Consider the following 14,837-nt stretch of genomic DNA (forward strand, 5'->3'; position numbering starts at 1 on the left):
ATGCGGTTGCCCGAAGAACAAGAAGAGGCGCTGACAGGAGGCAACACTGCCGAGTCAGTAGTGAGGCTTGGGCAAACTGTGCGCAAGCCGGTTACACAGGCCACACCTGCGGTGCACGGCCTGCTGCAGCATCTTCGCGCGGTGGGCTTCCGGGGAGCGCCTGCTGCCTATGGGTTGGACGAACAGGGACGCCAGGTTCTGGAGTTTGTGCCCGGAACGCTGTGGCTCGGCGGTGCACCGCGTTCTCATGCTGACCTTGCGCGGGTGGGAGCGCTGATCAAAGCATTGCACGAGGGAGCGGCCTCGTTCCAGGCGCCTGCACGGGCTGGATGGGCGGCGCGCACGGTGCCGGATGGCCATACCCTTGTGTGCCATAACGATCTTGCGCCGTGGAATTTGGTGTGTGGTCCGGAGCGCTGGGTGTTTATCGACTGGGACGAAGCCGCGCCGGGCACGCGGCTGTGGGACCTGGCGTGGGCGTCGATTACGTTTCCGCCCTTTGCACCCGAGTGCGACCTTGCTGTTGTTGCCGCGGCCATGCGCGCGTTGCTGGATGGCTACGGGCTGGAGACGCGCTTCTATGGGGCGCTGATCCGGCGGATGGTTAGGAGAGCGCGCGAGGAGTGCGCCTTGATCGTGCAGGGCGCACGGCAAGACCGGCAGCCCTGGGCAAGACTGTACAGCGAGGGGCATCACCACTACTGGGGACCCGTGTCGGACTTAATCGACCGGCAGGGTGCGGAGCTCAGGCGCATGCTGACCGGGCGCGCTGGTGGCGAGGCATAGCTGCTGCGCGTCCGGTCGCGCTACCGGGGCGCGCCGGCGGTTGAGTTCGGACGCTCCTTGAGCAGCAGGTCGATGGCGGCCTGGTAGCCGGCGTTGGGGACGGGCTGGAAGTCGGAAGACTCGTCGGTGGACTTGATCTTGAGGGATTTGAGCATCAGGATGCGGCCTTCGAGGTCGAGGCGAGTCAGGGTGTTCTCCCAGTGGCGTTCGCCGACATCCTTCTGCTCGATCAGGATGGTGCCGCCCTTGAAGAGGCGGCCGACGACGCCCCAGCCGAAGTCGACGTCTTCGATGAGGTGGGCGTCGAGGCGCACCATGCGCTGCTCGGACTGGTCGATCCAGAGCTCGCCGGCCATGCCGTGGTAGACCTGCGCCTGCCGGTCGGGCGGGTTGAAGGCGGGATTAGGTTTGAAACCGAGACGGTAGCAGGGACCATTGGGGCCGTGCTCCATGCCGAGAAACGTGTAGAGGAAGGCATCCGGCAGGAGTCGGATCATCTCGTTGTCGCGATCGTCTTCCGATGACTTTTTGTGGTGGCGCCGCGCCTGGTCAGCGGGGTCTGCCTTGAGTTTCGTGAGCCGGTCGCGTTCGGCCTGCTCTGCGTCGGCGTCGAGTGGCTTGTCGTTCTTCTCAACCAGCAGGGACATGTCGCCGTCGCGGGTCTCAATGATCTCCTTGGTGGAGGACTTGCCGTCGTCGATGGAATGGGTGCGGTAGCGGAAGGTGTGGCCCTGGTTGGAGGCGCGCAGTTCGTTGTAGGAGGCGGCACGGACGAGCTTGAGCGGGTCAGGCGCTTCGGACTGTGCGACCGCGGACAACGTGGAGGCGGAGCAGACGAGCAGGGCGCCCAGGTGCAGCAACGGATGGGTCAGGCGAGCAGGGCGAAGGGCGAAGCAGTGCGGGCGTTGGGTCATCTGTCCTCGGGTGCGGCCGTGTGTTGGCCGGCTGGTTGCGCGGGCGCGGCCTTATGCTGCACCCATGATGCACCTTTCGCGGGTGGGTCGGCAGGCGCATGGGAGACGGGCGGCATCGAGGGGGGCGGGTGGGCACTGTGCTCGAGCCTTCGGAGTGTCCGGAACAGGACCGATCGGGAGTGTGGCAGTATCGCGGAAGGTACGGCTGGGCGGTGTTGTTGCTGCGCCCCAAGCGAGCATATAGAGTGAAACCAAGCCCGCTCGAAAGCAGGCGCCTAGGAGAAGGGCACGATGGCAGTGGTTGAGAATGTGAGCGCGAGCATTGGCAAGAGCGTGCAGGTACGCGGAGAAGTGCGTGGCAGCGAAGATCTGACGGTGGAAGGGTTCGTGGAAGGGATGATTACTCTTTCCGGAAGCCGCCTGACGATCGGGGCGCATGCCAAGGTGCAGGCCGATGTGGCAGCTCGGGATGTGATTGTGCTGGGAACGCTGAACGGCAACATCACGGCGACGGGCCGGGTGGAACTGCGCTCCGGGGCGACGCTGATTGGAGATATCCAGGCTTCCAGGCTGTCGATCGAGGAGAATGCCGGTTTCTCCGGCAAGGTAGACCTGGTGCAGAGCAGCGCGGCAGCGGCAACGGGCACGACCGGGCAAGCAGCAGTGCAGGAGCCGGCAGCACCAGCAACGCCGCGCTTCAGCTAGAAGCAGCCAGGGCCGGTGGCGCGCAGGCACTGCCGGTTGTTTTGCTTTGCTAACGATGGATGAACGGATGCGGGGGCTGCAGGACAGGTTCCCCGTTTTACCTGTAGTGCGAGGCGATGCTGTGCTCCGAAGTCTCTTTTCACGGCGTGATGACGGCAAGGGCAAGAGCCCGACGCTGCTTTCCGGTCCGCGTATTCCCCGGCACTCCAGTGCGTGGGCGGCGCTGCGCAAGCACCTGGCGTCGGAACCGAACCTGCGTGTGCTCGATATCGGGCCGACCTCGCCGGCCAATGTGAATTACCTGACACAGGCGGGCCACGGTGTGTGGATGGCTGACCTGGCGACCGAAGCTTTGAAGGGTCCGTGGGAAACGCCGCCGACAGAGCCTGGCGGGGAGTCCACCTTCGACACCGCGGGCTTCTTCCAGCAGAATATGGACTTCGGTGGGCGCGAGTTTGACGTGGTGCTGCTGTGGACCGCTCTGGACTACATTCCGGAGGGCCTGGTGCAGCCGCTGATTGCGGAGCTGCGCAAGGCGGTGCGCCCCGGCGGACGGCTGCTGGCGATCTTCCATACCAAGCTGGTGGGGCCGAATACGGAGTTTTACCGCTACCACCTGACGGACTCCGACTCCGTGGAGATGCAGGAGACGCAGAAGTTCCCGGTGCGACGCGTGTATACGAATCGCAACATCGAGAAGCTGTTTGCTGACTTCAACAACACGCGCTTCTTCCTGGCCAAGGACAACCTGTACGAAGTGCTGATTACGCGCTAAGCAGGCGCGCGTTGATGCGTCGATGGGCGCGGCCGCTCCTGTTTGTGGAGCGGCCGTTTTGCGTTTGCCGGCGGCCGAAAGGAGACGCTTTGAAAGCCTTGGTGAGCAGGCGTAGACTGTGCGTGCCTGGGAGGTCAGGGAGTCTGGGGCACCTTCCGCGGAGGCATACATGGCGCAGTTGACGCGACGGGATTTTGTGCGCACCGGCCTGGTGGCCGGTGCGGTGGCGAGCTCGGCTCTGCCGGGGCTGGCGCAGCCGGCCATGGCGACGGACTGGGTGACGCTGGGCAAGTCGGACGTCGAGGTGACGCGGCTGGCATTCGGCACGGGCTCGATGAGCGGGCAGGTGCAGCGCGACCTAGGGCAGAAAGGGTTTAACGCGCTGGTGCGCTATGCGTACGATCGCGGCATTCGCTTTTTTGAGACCTCGGACTCGTACGACGATATGCATCGCATGCTGGGGATCGCGCTGGAGGGGCTTCCGCGGGACAGCTACCGGATCATGTCGAAGATCACGACGAGTGATGCCGTGGACCCGCAGCAGCGGTTTGACGACCTGCGGCGGCAGGCGAAGTGTGAGTACTTTGACGTGATGCTGCTGCACTGGCAGCACGAGGCAGACTGGCCGGAGACCAGCAAGCGCTGGCAGGACGGGATCGTGGAGGCGCAGCATCGCAAGGTGATTGTGAGCCGGGGCGCGTCGGTGCACGGGCTGCCGGCGCTGCGGCAGATGCCGGGCAACCAGTGGCTGCAGGTGGCGATGATCCGCATGAACCACAATGGCGTGCGCATGGACTCGGAACACCACGACACGGACGAGCTGGGCAACGTGCGCGAGGTGGTGGAACACGTGAAAACGGTGCGCCGGCAGGGCATGGGCGTGGTGAGCATGAAGCTGATCGGCGAGGGCGTGTTTAACCACGAGGACCGGCAGAAGGCGATGCGCTATGCATTTCGCAATGCCGGGGTGGATAGCGTCACGGTGGGTTACAAGAACACCCGGGAGATCGACGAAGCGATCGACAACCTGAACCTGGCGCTGGCTTAGCGGCTTCGCCTGTCCAGGGATGGACCTGGTTGCAAACAGAACGCGCCCTCCTTGGGCGCGTTCTGTTTTGCCGCGATGCGTGACTCAGGCGCAGGTGCGGTCCTGCTCGGGCCAGAGCGAGGCCTGCGCGGGCGATTTTGCGGGGACGGCGCCTGCGGGTTCGCGTGTGAGGATGGCGTCCATGGTGCGGTGCGCGAGGCCATGGCGCGCGGTGATGGTTGCGACCATGGCGCGGATGCGCGCGGCGTAGGCGGGACCGACAAAGGCGTCGGTGCGGTACCGCTCGCGGTACGAGGCGGCAAGCTTGGGGAACTCGTCGGCGATGAACTGGAAGAAGGTGTCGCGCGAGCAGGACTTGAGAAATAGCGGCTCGGCGGAGAGGAAGCTTGCGCCAGCCTCGGCAGCGGCACGGGCAACAAGGTTGAGCGCGGGCCCGTTGTCGGTGATGCCAGGCAGCAGCGGCGAGCAGAGCACACCCACGGTGAGGCCGGCTTCGCGCAGGCGGCGCACCGTCTGGAAGCGAAGGTCGGGCCGCGGCGCGCGCGGCTCAAGCTTGCGGGCGAGTGCGCGGTCGGTGGTGGTGATGGTGATGTGCAGGGTGAGCGTGTTGCGCTCGGCAATGCGCTGCAGCAGGGCGATGTCGCGCTCAATCAACGTGGACTTGGTGACCAGGCCGATGCGCAGGCCGCTCTGACGGGCAAGGACTTCAAGCACGGCCTCGGTGACACGGGCGGTGCGCTCGATGGGCTGGTAGGGATCGGTGGCGGTGCCGATTGCGATCTCCTCCGCGGGATCGAAGCCGCGGAGTTCCTGCTCGAGCAGCCAGGCGAGGTTTTGCTTGATGTAGATTTCGCGCTCAAAGGCGGCGGGATCGTTGAAGTTCAGGAACTCGTGGGTGTAGCGCGCATAGCAATAACGGCAGGCGAACTCGCAGCCGCGATAGGGATTGATGGTGCGCGCGAACCAGAGTTTGCGTTTCGAGACAGACCGATTGAGCGCGGACTTGACCGGAAGCGCGTGGAAACGGACGAGGTGGCCGGCACCGGCCTCCTCAGCAGAAGCAGCCAGCTTCGCGATGCCCTGAAGTGCGGGCGGGCCGGACTGAAGGATCGGGAAGAGCGTGTTCGTCGTTTGTTCGCCCATGAGGATACGATAGGCCTGTTCAGGGCGAAGATCAAGCGAAAGTGTTTGTTGGATCAAATATCCAGGAGAGGGCAAGACCGCCTGCGCGGCTGGCGGTCACTTCGTGACGGGTGTACCAGAGAGGCCTTCAAGGTATACATGTCCCGAAGGGACCGCTTCCCGCGCAGAGGGAGCTTATTGTCAGGCGCTTACGGCTTCGGCGCGCTTCGGCAGCTGCCAGTTGGGGCGCACCCAGTGGCAGGTGTAGCCGTTGGGGAGGCGCTGGAGGTAGTCCTGGTGTTCGGGTTCAGCGTCCCAGAAGGGGCCAGCGGGGGCGACCTCGGTGACGACTTTGCCGGGCCATAGCCGCGAGGCGTCGACGTCAGCGATGGTTTCGAGGGCGACCTGCTTCTGCTGGTCGCTGGTGTAGAAGATGGCCGAGCGGTAGCTGGCGCCGAGGTCGTTGCCCTGGCGGTTGCGCGTGGTTGGGTCGTGGATCTGGAAGAAGAACTCGAGGATGCGGCGGAAGCTGATCTTCTCAGGATCGAAGAGTATTTTGACGGCTTCGGCGTGGTTGCCGTGGTTGCGGTAGGTGGCATTGGCGACTTCGCCGCCGGAGTAGCCGACGGAGGTGGCAAGGACGCCGGGATAGTCGCGCAACAGCTCCTGCATGCCCCAGAAGCATCCGCCTGCGAGTATGGCTGTTTCAGTTGTGGCTGCCATGGGTGTGTCCTCCTGCGTGGTCTTCCCTGATTCGATGCGGGCGGAGGTGGATCGGCTTCTGTCAGGCTTCGCGGCGAGTGAGTTGGAGCGGGATGCCGTCTTTCGGGCGGAGGGTGACTTTGGGGTCGAGGCGAAGGGTGGAGGGGGCGCCGGGCGCGGGCGCGAGGGTCCAGTCGCGGGCGATGGCGGCGAGGATCAGGACGCCTTCCATCCAGGCGAGGCCTTCGCCGATGCACTGGCGGCTGCCGGCAGCGAAGGGGAAGTAGGCGAACTTTGGACGGGTGGCGGGATCGCTGCCTGCAGGGGGTTGCAGGAAGCGCTCGGGGCGGAAGAGTGTGGGCTCGGCCCAGAAACGCGGATCCCGATGCACGACCCATTGCGGGGCCAGAAGTACTGCGCCTTCGGGGATCTCGAAGCCGCGCCACTGGTAGGGTTCGGCGGCGGTGCGGGCGATGGTCCAGACAGGCGGGTAGAGGCGCATGGCCTCGGCGAAGCAGGCGTGGGCAAAGGGCAGCGCGGGGTAGTCGGAGGCTGTTGCGTTGCGGGCATTGGAGCCTGTGGCGAGGGCGGCGGAGGCTTCAGCCTGGAGTTGCTGCTGCGCCTCGGGGTGCTGGGCAATGAGCCAAAGGGCGAACGAGAGGCCGTTGGCCGTGGTCTCGTTGCCGGCGAGCAGGGCAGTGACGCACTCGTCGCGCACCTGCTCGTCGGACATGGAGCCGGTGCCTTCCTCGGTGTCCTGCGCACTTATGAGCATGGAAAGGAGGTCGCCGCGGTCTTGGTTGTCGGCGCGGCGCTCGGCGATGAGGCCGTAGATGAGCTCGTCGAGATCGCGGCGCGACTGGCGGATGCGATTCATCATGGGCAGCGGGAGTTTGTAGAGCAGTTCGGAGGCAGGGAGAAAAGCGAGCGGCAGGAAGGACATGAAGGCCTCGATCGCGCGGGCGATGCGTAGGTTGACGGCTTCGAGCTCGGAATTGAAGAGGGTTTTGCCGACGATGCGCAGCGAGAGCAGTTGCATGTCGTCGTGGAGATCGCGGGTTTCGCCGGAGCGCCAGGCGAAGGTGGTGTGCGCTGCATAGTCACCGATGATGCGTCCGTACGCGGCGATGCGGTCGCGGTGGAAGGCTGGCTGCGCGAGGCGGCGCTGGCGCATGTGGTGCGGATCCTCACTTGAGAGCAGGCCCTGGCCGAGCACGAGCTGGGCTTTCTGCATGACAATGCCGCGATCATGATGGCGGGCGTGCTGGACCAGCATTTCCTGCACTAGCTCGGGGTGGTTGCACTGGAAGATGTGGCGCCCGGCGGCGCGGTAGTGAAGCAGGTCGCCGAAGCGCTGAGCAGAGCCCGCCATGAAGGGCAGCGGGTTGAGCCGGAAGAGGTCGCCTGCGAGCACGCGCGAAGCAAGGGTGGGACCGGAGGGGAAGCGGGCTCCGGGGAGGTGCTGGATGTGCGGGACGGGTGCAGCGGGGGTGGGTGCAGTGCTCATGTGTGGGTGAGTGTATCGCGGGGGTGACAGAAGAGAGGGGCATGGCGGAGAGGTTGTTGTTGGGGCGATGGAGGTGGGTGTGCGTTCCGGCAATGGCTCGCCGAGGCGCGGGGCTTTGCGCATCTCAGTGCAGGAAGCAATGCATACACCCCGGAAAGTAGAGGAACATCGCATGTCTGATTTACAGGGAACCAGCGTTACGTGGCTGGGCCATGCCACGGTGCTGGTCCAAACGGCGGGCGGCACCAACATCCTGATCGATCCGTTTATGGAGCAGAACCCCAAGTTTCCGAAGGACTACAAGCTGCCGGAGAAGCTGGACCTGATCCTGGCGACACATGGGCACTCGGACCACATTGCGGACGCGGTGCCGACAGCGAAGAAGTATGGCGCGCCGGTGGTGGGCATGTACGAGCTGGTGGGCTGGCTCACGGGCAAGGGCGTGAAGGACACCGTCGGTATGAACTATGGCGGATCGTACACGTTGAAGGACGTGACGCTGACGATGACCGAGGCGCGGCACTCGTCGGGTATCGAGGACGACGGCAAGTTTGTGTACGGCGGCGAGCCGGCCGGGTTCGTGATCACGATCAAGGATGGCCCGGTGCTGTACCACGCGGGCGATACCTCGGTGTTCTCGGATATGCAGCTGATTCGCGAGCTGTGGAAGCCGACGTTCGGGATGCTGCCGATCGGTGGGCACTTCACGATGGATCCGCGTGGCGCGGCACTGGCAACAAAGTTCCTGGGGCTGGATACGGTGCTACCGCTGCACTGGGGCACGATGCCTCAACTGGCCGGAACGCCGGAGCAGCTGGAGCAGGAGCTTGGGGATGCCAAGGTCAAGGTTCTGAAGCTCAAGCCGGGCGAGAGCGTTGGGTAGAGGCTAAAGCCATACCGCCTGCGCGGCTGGCGGCCACTTCGTGGCTTGTGAACTTCGAACGGCGATAGCCTCCCGTTGGTCGGATCGAGAGATTCTGGCCGGCGGGAGGCTTTCGTTTTCTGGTACCGGCCCTACGGCAGGTGGCTCGTGCCGAGCAGGCGGTCTATTCGTCGCCGCGGTCGTTTTCGCGCAGGGCGCGCATGGGCATGTTGGCGGCGGCGGTGGGTACGGGCGAGCGCAGGGTGGCGACGCTGCGGCGGCCGTCGCAGCCGGTGCGGCGCAGCTCGTCGAGAATCTCTGGCTTGTTGCGGGCGTAGTCGGAGGCGAGACGGGTCAGGGCGTAGGTGACGATGTCGGAGTGATGGAGCTCGGAAAAGCCGGGGTCGCGGCTGATGTTGAGCCAGAGACGGTGCACGAGTTGCACGTCGTCGGCGTTGAGGGTGGGGGCGTGCGCGCCGAGGTGGAAGGTCTGGGCCTGGCCGTCGGGCGTAACGATGACATAAGTGAACTGCTGCTTGGGCTCGGGCAGGATCTCCCAGGCGTGGCCGATCTGGTAGGCCTGCTCGGTGGCCGTCATGGTGGAGGCAAGACCGGAGACGACGAGCGCGACCTCAAGCGAGACGGCGGTGCGGACCAGCGCGGTGAAGATCTCGGCGGCGGGCACGACCAGCAGGGAGATGTGCTTGCCGAAGCTTTCAGCGACCGAGACGGCCTTGGTGAAGAGCATTTGTTCGTGCTCGGAGAAGCTTTGCTCGCTGGGGTCGAGGTACTCGGAGCCGCCGGTGCCGACCATACGCGCGGTGAGCACGACGATGTCCTGCTCGTCGGTGTTGGAGCGGGCGAGCGCCCACTTGAGCGCAGAGGCGCGGGTGGGGTCGGAAAGGGTGACGAGCACGCCGCCCCGCTTGATCTGGAGGTTTTCGCGGCCGATGTCTTCTTCGTGCTCGAGCTGGAAGTGCTCCTTCATCTGCAGGGCCGTGTCGTGCTGGCGGCGGGCGTTCTGGCGCTCGGAGATGGTGAAGATGATGAAGAAGACGAGCGAGAAGACGATGCCGGAAACGGTGGCGACGGACTTGGTGAAGAGGTTGGTGACGGCGGTGGTGAGCAGCACACAGAAGACGGACAGGAGGCCGAGGGGAATCTCGCGGCCGTTGATCTTAAGGTTGATCGGGACTTTCCAGCCGCGTTCGCCCTGGTACTTCCAGCGGAGCACCAGCATGGCGAGGGCGTTGAAGGTGAAGCTCCAGATGACGCCGAAGGCGTATGCCTCGCCGAGCACGATAACGTTGCCGCGGGTGACGATGATGGTGAAGAGCTGGAGCACGGCGACAAGGTTGACGATGCGGTAGGAGGTGCCGAAGCGGCGGTGCGGCTTGCGGAACCAGTCGGAGAGCACACCGTCTTCGGCAATGCGCATGAGCACGCCGGTGGAGCCGAGCAGCGAGGTGTTGACGGCGCCCGAGAGGATCAGGAAGCCGACGACGACCACGAAGACGCGGAAGATGATGCGCAGCGTGATGGGACCGGCCATGTACATGGCGAGGCCGGAGATGATGTTGTCACGGTAGATGGGGATGCGCACCGCGTCGGGAATGATCATGACGGCGAGCAGCGAGACCAGCCCCGTGAAGGAGAAGGAGTAGATGGCAATGACGGTGGCGGCGCGCTTGAGGTTCTTGAGCTTGGGGTGCTCGATCTCGCGGTTGACCTGGGCGAGGGTTTCTTCGCCGCTCATGGCGAGCACGGAGTGTCCGAAGGCCATGATGATGCCGAAGAGGCCGAGGGTGGTGGCGAGGTGGGTGCCGGCCAGAAAGCCCAGCGCGTCGTGCGAGAAGTGGAGATTGGAGGGGATGGGCGGCGGCGGGAAGCTGGCGTGGCGGCTGAGCGCGGTGTAGATACCCCAGACGATGATGATGACCACCATGACGGTGGTGATCTTCATAACTTCGAGTGCCTTGCCGGTGGACTCCTTGATGCCCTTGATGTTCTCCCACCAGTAGAAGATGGTGACCAGCACGCAGAAGACGGCGGAGGTGCCGTCGACGGGAAGCTGGCGGGCGGCATGCGCGGACTGGAGGAGCGCGGGGGGCAGCCAGTTGTGGATGGCGCCGACCTGCAGAAGCTCATTGAGGAGCCCGGTGATGTACTGGCCGGCGGAGACGCCGGAAATGGGGCCGGTGAGGATGTAGTCAAACATCAGCGCCGAAACGCTGACCTTGGCGAAGGTGCCGCCGAGGGCCTCTTTGACCACGCGGTAAACGCCGCCGCGCGTGAACATGGAACAGCTCTCGATGTAGACCTTGCGCACGGAAAAGGCGAAGACCATGACGCCGAGGATGAACCAGGGAGCGGACTTGCCAACAGACTCTTCGGCGATGCCGCCGGCGTAAAAGGCGGAGGAGCCGAGATCATTGAGCACCACCGCGGCAGCGCGCCAGAACGAAATGAAGGTCAGCATCACGGAGGAGGCGACGACCAGGCGGACACGTGCCGAGGATCCGAGCAGCGCCGGGGCGACGTGGGTGGCGGTGGCGGCTGGGCGTGGAGGGACTGCGGTCGGGGGAGGTGCGCTCATCGTGAGGGGTGCGCCGTGCGCAGGGGGTGGTGCGGAAGCAGGGTGGTCGAAAAGCAGTGCGGGGCCACAGTGCGCGGGCACGCGGCGTGGGCGCGGCGAGTCGCGAGCGGGCAGGCAGTGGGGAGCGGTGGGGGGTGTAGGGAACTCAGAGCGACTCCGCCCTGGGCTTGCCGAAAAGCTCGCGGATGTCGGCGACGGCGGTGATGGAAACGACTGCCAGGGAGCCTGCGAGCCCGAGAAAGAACAGCGTCTCAAGCAGGTGGACACAAAAGTGAGCGAGCAGGTCCATGTGCGGATTTTAACGCAGACCGGGCGCGCGGGGGATAGCAGTTCCTGGGTACGGCTGGATCGTGAAAATAGATATGGAGGCCCGACTGTGGTAGCCGTGCTTCAGGGGGCGGTGGACGGATCCGGCTGAAAGACTGCCAGTTCGTTGCCGCTGGGATCGAGAAAATGGAAGCGGCTGCCTCCCGGATAGGCGAAGAGCGGCATTGTGATGGTCGCGCCGGCGTCGCGGACGATCTGCTGCATGGCTTCGATGTGACTGGTCTCGATCATAACGAGCGGTGTGCCGGTCCGGTCGTTCTGGTTGGGATTGATGCCGCCGTCGATGCCCGCGTTCTGGAAGACGGCATAGTCTTCACCGAGTTCGAGGAAGGTCCAGCCGAATACCTGCGCGTAGAAGCGCTTGAGGGTTTGCAGGTCGGCGGTGGGGAGTTCGACGTAGGCGATCTGATTGTAGGCCATGGGACACCTGCCTGGATGGGAGGTGGATGCGGGCATCACTCTATACCCGGAACGTGGGCTTGTCTCCCGACTGTGCGTGGAGTGGATCGGGCTAATCGGCGGGATCGTGCGTACCGACAGAGGCAGAGCGGCGGGAGGGCTGTGCGGGAATGGTAGTCTGGCGCCGATGCGCTTTGCTTTCGGTACTGCTCCTGTTTCTGCTACCGGCCCGGTGGTTGTTTCGTCGCTGGGCGTGCGGTTGGCGCTTGCGGCCTTGTCGGCGGTGCTGCTGAACTTCGCCTTCCCGGTGGCGGGACCCATGCCACCGATGCGTGCGGTGCTGAGCATGGTGGCGCTCCTGCCGATGCTGGTGGCGGTGATCGGCGCGGGCGCTGCACGGGCTGCACGGCCGCTGCGCGAGGCTGCCTTGTGCGGGTACACGACGGGCGCGCTGTGGTACGGGATGAACTGCTACTGGATTTACGCCACGATGCACCAGTATGGCGGGCTGCCGCCGTGGGTGTCGGCGGGGATCGTGGTGCTGTTTTCGCTGATCCTGGGGCTGTACTTTGCGTTGTTCGCGCTGCTGGCGGCGTTTGTGCGCAAGGCGACTGGCCGGCTGCTGTTCGCGGCGTGCGCGGTGCCGTGCCTGTGGATCGCGGTGGAGTACCTGGCGGCGCATTTTACCTGCGTGCCGTGGGACCAGCTTGGGTACAGCCAGGTGGACAATCTTGTGCTGACGCGGCTGGCGCCGTGGACGGGAGTGTATGGGCTCTCGTGGGTGCTGGCCGGGGTCAACGCGGTGTGGCTGGGCAGTTTTTATGCGCGCACCAGGCGGAGGCAGGTGCGGTTTGCGGCGGGGGCGCTGGTGCTTACCTGCGGCCTGCAGGCGGGCTCGTTGCTGGTGCGCGCACCCGAGGTGGCCGGGGCCGAGGCGGTGCTGTTGCAGCCCAACCTCCGGGTGGGCGCGGGCACAGGGGATGAGAACGACTGGGTGGACCGGCCCGGCGATCCCGAGTGGTCGCGGCATACGGCGGAGTACCTGCGGCTGAGCGGCACGCCGTGCACGCCGTACCTGCTGGGTATGCCGGAGCCGGTACCGATCGAGGTGCGGCGCGAGTGCTGGGGACCGGCGCGGCAGCCCACGATCGTGGCATGGCCGGAGTCGCCGTCGCCGTTTCGCGCGTGGGACCCGCGGTTTGCGCTGCTGCTGCAGCAGCTGCGGATCGAGACGCTGGCAACCACGGTGGTGGGCGCGCCTGCGGTGGGTGTGCGCAGCGAGCTGTACAACGCCGCGGTGGTGACCCGGCCGAATGGAACGGCCGAGGGGCAGTATGCCAAGATCCACCTGGTGCCGTGGGGCGAGTATGTGCCGTTCAAGAGGTTTTTCAAGTTTGCAGGGACGCTGACGCAGAACGTGGGGCGCTTTGACCCGGGCACGGAGCGGACAGTGTTTGCGCTGCCGGATGGACACCGGATGAGCATTTTCATCTGCTACGAGGCGGTGTTTGCGTCGGAGATCCGGCTGTTCGCAAAGAACGGCGCCGAGGTATTTGTGAATATTTCAGACGACGGCTGGTATGGCGACACCAGCGCGCCGTGGCAGCACCTGAACATGGCGCGGATGCGGGCAATCGAAAACAACCGGTGGATCGTGCGGGATACGAACTCGGGGGTGACGGCGGCGATCGATCCGCTGGGGCGGGTGACCGAGTCGGTAGGGCGGCACAAGCTGACCGCGCTGACGGCGGACTACGGCTACCGCACGCGGATGACCGTGTACACGCGGTGGGGCGACTGGTTCGCGTGGCTGTGTGAAATACTTTCACTCGGTGGCCTGGGCTTTGTGGGCCGCCGGTACTGGCAGGATTCTGTAGCGAAAAGACAGGTTTGATTTTCTGCGGCTGCCCCTGGCAGCCGGGTATCAGGAGCGACGCGATGTTGAGTGATCTGGAGTTTGCGTATACGCCGGTACGAGAGAAGATTGCCGACCTGCGGGAGTATCTTTGACCCGGACCACCTGCGGGCGCAGTTAGCTTCGATCGAGACCAAGTTGTCAGACCCTTCGATGTGGTCGAACCCCGCTGCTTCGCAGCCGATGATGCGCGAGCGTCGCAGACTGGAAGCCCTGTTGGGCGATGCGGAGGAGCTGGATCGCCGCACGGGCGATATCGCGGCGTACTTTGACCTGGCGCGCGACGACGGCACGGGCGAGATGGAAAGCGAGCTTTCCAAGGAGATCGCCGGGCTCTCGAGCTTTGGCGACAAGCTCGAAGAACGCACACTGCTGTCGGCCGAGACGGACGGGCTGAACGCCATCGTCACGGTGCACCCGGGAGCAGGCGGCACCGAGTCGCAGGACTGGGCCGAGATGCTGATGCGCATGTACCTGCGCTGGGCCGAAAAGAGCGGTTTCAAAACCGAGATGAACGACTACCAGGATGGGGAAGAAGCGGGCATCAAGTCGGCCACGTTCACCATCTCGGGCGAGTTCGCGTTCGGACTCTTGAGCGGGGAGACGGGCGTGCACCGGCTGGTGCGGATTTCGCCGTTCGACCAGGCGAAGCGGCGGCATACCTCGTTTGCGAGCGTGTACGTATCGCCCGAGATCGATGATTCGATCGTGATCGACATCAAGCCGGACGAGCTGCGCACCGACACGTACCGTTCGGGCGGCAAGGGCGGCCAGCACGTGAACACCACGGACTCGGCGGTGCGCATTACGCACTTGCCAACCAACATCGTGGTGCAGTGCCAGAATGAGCGGTCGCAGCATAAGAATCGCGAGAAGGCGATGAAGATGTTGCGGTCGCGCCTGTACGAGTACGAGCTGGACAAGCAGAAGGACGCGAGCCGCAAGGTGGAAGACGCGAAGCTGGATATCAAGTTCGGCTCGCAGATTCGCTCGTACGTGCTGCAGCCATACCGGATTGCCAAGGATCACCGGACCAAGGTGGAAGTGGGCGACGTGGACGGGGTGCTGGACGGGTCGATCGAACCGTTTCTGCAGGGGTATCTGCGCATGCGCAGGAATGGCGCACCGGTGGAAGGCGCCGGCGCATCCGATGATCTGGAGCTTTAAGAGAGCGGGTGG

Annotated in this window: 14 protein-coding genes; 7 read left to right on the forward strand and 7 right to left on the reverse strand. The window is 64.8% G+C overall.

Annotation, left to right across the window (positions count from 1 at the left end; all coding sequences use genetic code 11):
• Nucleotides 1-786 (forward strand): phosphotransferase, encoded by a 786-nt coding sequence (locus D1Y84_RS14920; protein WP_124849397.1) that lies wholly within the window; start codon nucleotides 1-3, stop codon nucleotides 784-786.
• Between the two features lie 20 nt (nucleotides 787-806).
• On the opposite strand, the gene D1Y84_RS14925 is transcribed toward D1Y84_RS14920, so the two are convergent.
• Nucleotides 807-1,700, reverse strand: coding sequence for a hypothetical protein (locus D1Y84_RS14925; RefSeq protein WP_124849398.1), 894 nt, complete (start codon nucleotides 1,698-1,700; stop codon nucleotides 807-809).
• A gap of 291 nt (nucleotides 1,701-1,991) precedes the next feature.
• Here D1Y84_RS14925 and D1Y84_RS14930 point away from each other — a divergent pair, with 291 nt between their 5' ends.
• From D1Y84_RS14930 to D1Y84_RS14940, 3 genes are all read left to right on the forward strand, one after another.
• A complete protein-coding gene (locus D1Y84_RS14930) occupies nucleotides 1,992-2,405 on the forward strand; it encodes a polymer-forming cytoskeletal protein (RefSeq protein WP_124849399.1) in 414 nt (137 codons plus the stop codon).
• 121 nt (nucleotides 2,406-2,526) lie between these two features.
• Nucleotides 2,527-3,180, forward strand: a complete 654-nt coding sequence (locus tag D1Y84_RS14935; protein ID WP_124849400.1) for a class I SAM-dependent methyltransferase — start codon at nucleotides 2,527-2,529, stop codon at nucleotides 3,178-3,180.
• Nucleotides 3,181-3,349: 169 nt separating this feature from the next.
• Entirely contained in the window at nucleotides 3,350-4,228 is an 879-nt protein-coding gene (locus D1Y84_RS14940) for an aldo/keto reductase (protein ID WP_124849401.1), read from the forward strand.
• Between the two features lie 84 nt (nucleotides 4,229-4,312).
• Here D1Y84_RS14940 and D1Y84_RS14945 read toward each other — a convergent pair whose 3' ends face one another.
• The 3 genes from D1Y84_RS14945 to D1Y84_RS14955 all read right to left on the reverse strand — a co-directional run bounded on the left by D1Y84_RS14945 (nucleotide 4,313) and on the right by D1Y84_RS14955 (nucleotide 7,466).
• Nucleotides 4,313-5,428, reverse strand: coding sequence for a radical SAM protein (locus tag D1Y84_RS14945; RefSeq protein ID WP_233581447.1), 1,116 nt, complete (start codon nucleotides 5,426-5,428; stop codon nucleotides 4,313-4,315).
• A gap of 123 nt (nucleotides 5,429-5,551) precedes the next feature.
• Complete coding sequence (gene msrA, locus D1Y84_RS14950; protein ID WP_124849403.1) at nucleotides 5,552-6,073, reverse strand: peptide-methionine (S)-S-oxide reductase MsrA; 522 nt, start codon at nucleotides 6,071-6,073, stop codon at nucleotides 5,552-5,554.
• Nucleotides 6,074-6,134: 61 nt separating this feature from the next.
• A complete protein-coding gene (locus tag D1Y84_RS14955; RefSeq protein ID WP_233581448.1) occupies nucleotides 6,135-7,466 on the reverse strand; it encodes a cytochrome P450 in 1,332 nt (443 codons plus the stop codon).
• Nucleotides 7,467-7,731: 265 nt separating this feature from the next.
• On the opposite strand from D1Y84_RS14955, the gene D1Y84_RS14960 reads away from it, so the two are divergent.
• Nucleotides 7,732-8,442: a metal-dependent hydrolase gene (locus D1Y84_RS14960; RefSeq protein ID WP_124849405.1), complete on the forward strand. Its 711-nt coding sequence runs from the start codon at nucleotides 7,732-7,734 to the stop codon at nucleotides 8,440-8,442.
• A 163-nt stretch (nucleotides 8,443-8,605) separates the two neighbouring features.
• On the opposite strand, the gene D1Y84_RS14965 is transcribed toward D1Y84_RS14960, so the two are convergent.
• The 3 genes from D1Y84_RS14965 to D1Y84_RS14970 form a co-directional block, all read right to left on the reverse strand.
• Complete coding sequence (locus D1Y84_RS14965; protein ID WP_124850182.1) at nucleotides 8,606-10,900, reverse strand: APC family permease; 2,295 nt, start codon at nucleotides 10,898-10,900, stop codon at nucleotides 8,606-8,608.
• Nucleotides 10,901-11,162: 262 nt separating this feature from the next.
• The gene (locus tag D1Y84_RS17995) at nucleotides 11,163-11,306 is read right to left on the reverse strand and encodes a hypothetical protein (protein WP_158615505.1); all 144 of its coding nucleotides are present in this window, start codon (nucleotides 11,304-11,306) and stop codon (nucleotides 11,163-11,165) included.
• Between the two features lie 101 nt (nucleotides 11,307-11,407).
• Nucleotides 11,408-11,764 carry a VOC family protein gene (locus D1Y84_RS14970; RefSeq protein WP_124849406.1) on the reverse strand — a complete coding sequence of 119 codons (357 nt, stop codon included), beginning with the start codon at nucleotides 11,762-11,764 and terminating at the stop codon, nucleotides 11,408-11,410.
• A gap of 166 nt (nucleotides 11,765-11,930) precedes the next feature.
• Between D1Y84_RS14970 and lnt the strand changes: the two genes are divergently transcribed.
• On the forward strand, nucleotides 11,931-13,637 hold the full coding sequence (gene lnt / locus D1Y84_RS14975) for an apolipoprotein N-acyltransferase (RefSeq protein WP_158615506.1): 1,707 nt from the start codon (nucleotides 11,931-11,933) through the stop codon (nucleotides 13,635-13,637).
• 44 nt (nucleotides 13,638-13,681) lie between these two features.
• Nucleotides 13,682-14,825 (forward strand): peptide chain release factor 2 gene (gene prfB, locus D1Y84_RS14980; RefSeq protein ID WP_199726422.1). Its coding sequence is split into 2 segments (ribosomal slippage): nucleotides 13,682-13,750 and nucleotides 13,752-14,825, totalling 1,143 coding nucleotides; the frame shifts between segments, so codons are not numbered across the junction.
• Nucleotides 14,826-14,837 lie beyond the last annotated feature (12 nt).

It is taken from the genome of Acidipila sp. EB88, assembly GCF_003858395.1.
Classification (GTDB): Bacteria; Acidobacteriota; Terriglobia; order Terriglobales; family Acidobacteriaceae; genus EB88.

What these genes read in the sequence shown, in the direction of transcription:
- D1Y84_RS14920 (WP_124849397.1), top strand. Translation starts at nt 1, where the DNA reads ATGCGGTTGCCCGAAGAACAAGAAGAGGCGCTGACAGGAGGCAACACT.
- D1Y84_RS14925 (WP_124849398.1), bottom strand. Translation starts at nt 1,700, where the DNA reads ATGACCCAACGCCCGCACTGCTTCGCCCTTCGCCCTGCTCGCCTGACC.
- D1Y84_RS14930 (WP_124849399.1), top strand. Translation starts at nt 1,992, where the DNA reads ATGGCAGTGGTTGAGAATGTGAGCGCGAGCATTGGCAAGAGCGTGCAG.
- D1Y84_RS14940 (WP_124849401.1), top strand. Translation starts at nt 3,350, where the DNA reads ATGGCGCAGTTGACGCGACGGGATTTTGTGCGCACCGGCCTGGTGGCC.
- msrA (WP_124849403.1), bottom strand. Translation starts at nt 6,073, where the DNA reads ATGGCAGCCACAACTGAAACAGCCATACTCGCAGGCGGATGCTTCTGG.
- D1Y84_RS14960 (WP_124849405.1), top strand. Translation starts at nt 7,732, where the DNA reads ATGTCTGATTTACAGGGAACCAGCGTTACGTGGCTGGGCCATGCCACG.
- D1Y84_RS14965 (WP_124850182.1), bottom strand. Translation starts at nt 10,900, where the DNA reads ATGCTGACCTTCATTTCGTTCTGGCGCGCTGCCGCGGTGGTGCTCAAT.
- D1Y84_RS17995 (WP_158615505.1), bottom strand. Translation starts at nt 11,306, where the DNA reads ATGGACCTGCTCGCTCACTTTTGTGTCCACCTGCTTGAGACGCTGTTC.
- D1Y84_RS14970 (WP_124849406.1), bottom strand. Translation starts at nt 11,764, where the DNA reads ATGGCCTACAATCAGATCGCCTACGTCGAACTCCCCACCGCCGACCTG.
- lnt (WP_158615506.1), top strand. Translation starts at nt 11,931, where the DNA reads ATGCGCTTTGCTTTCGGTACTGCTCCTGTTTCTGCTACCGGCCCGGTG.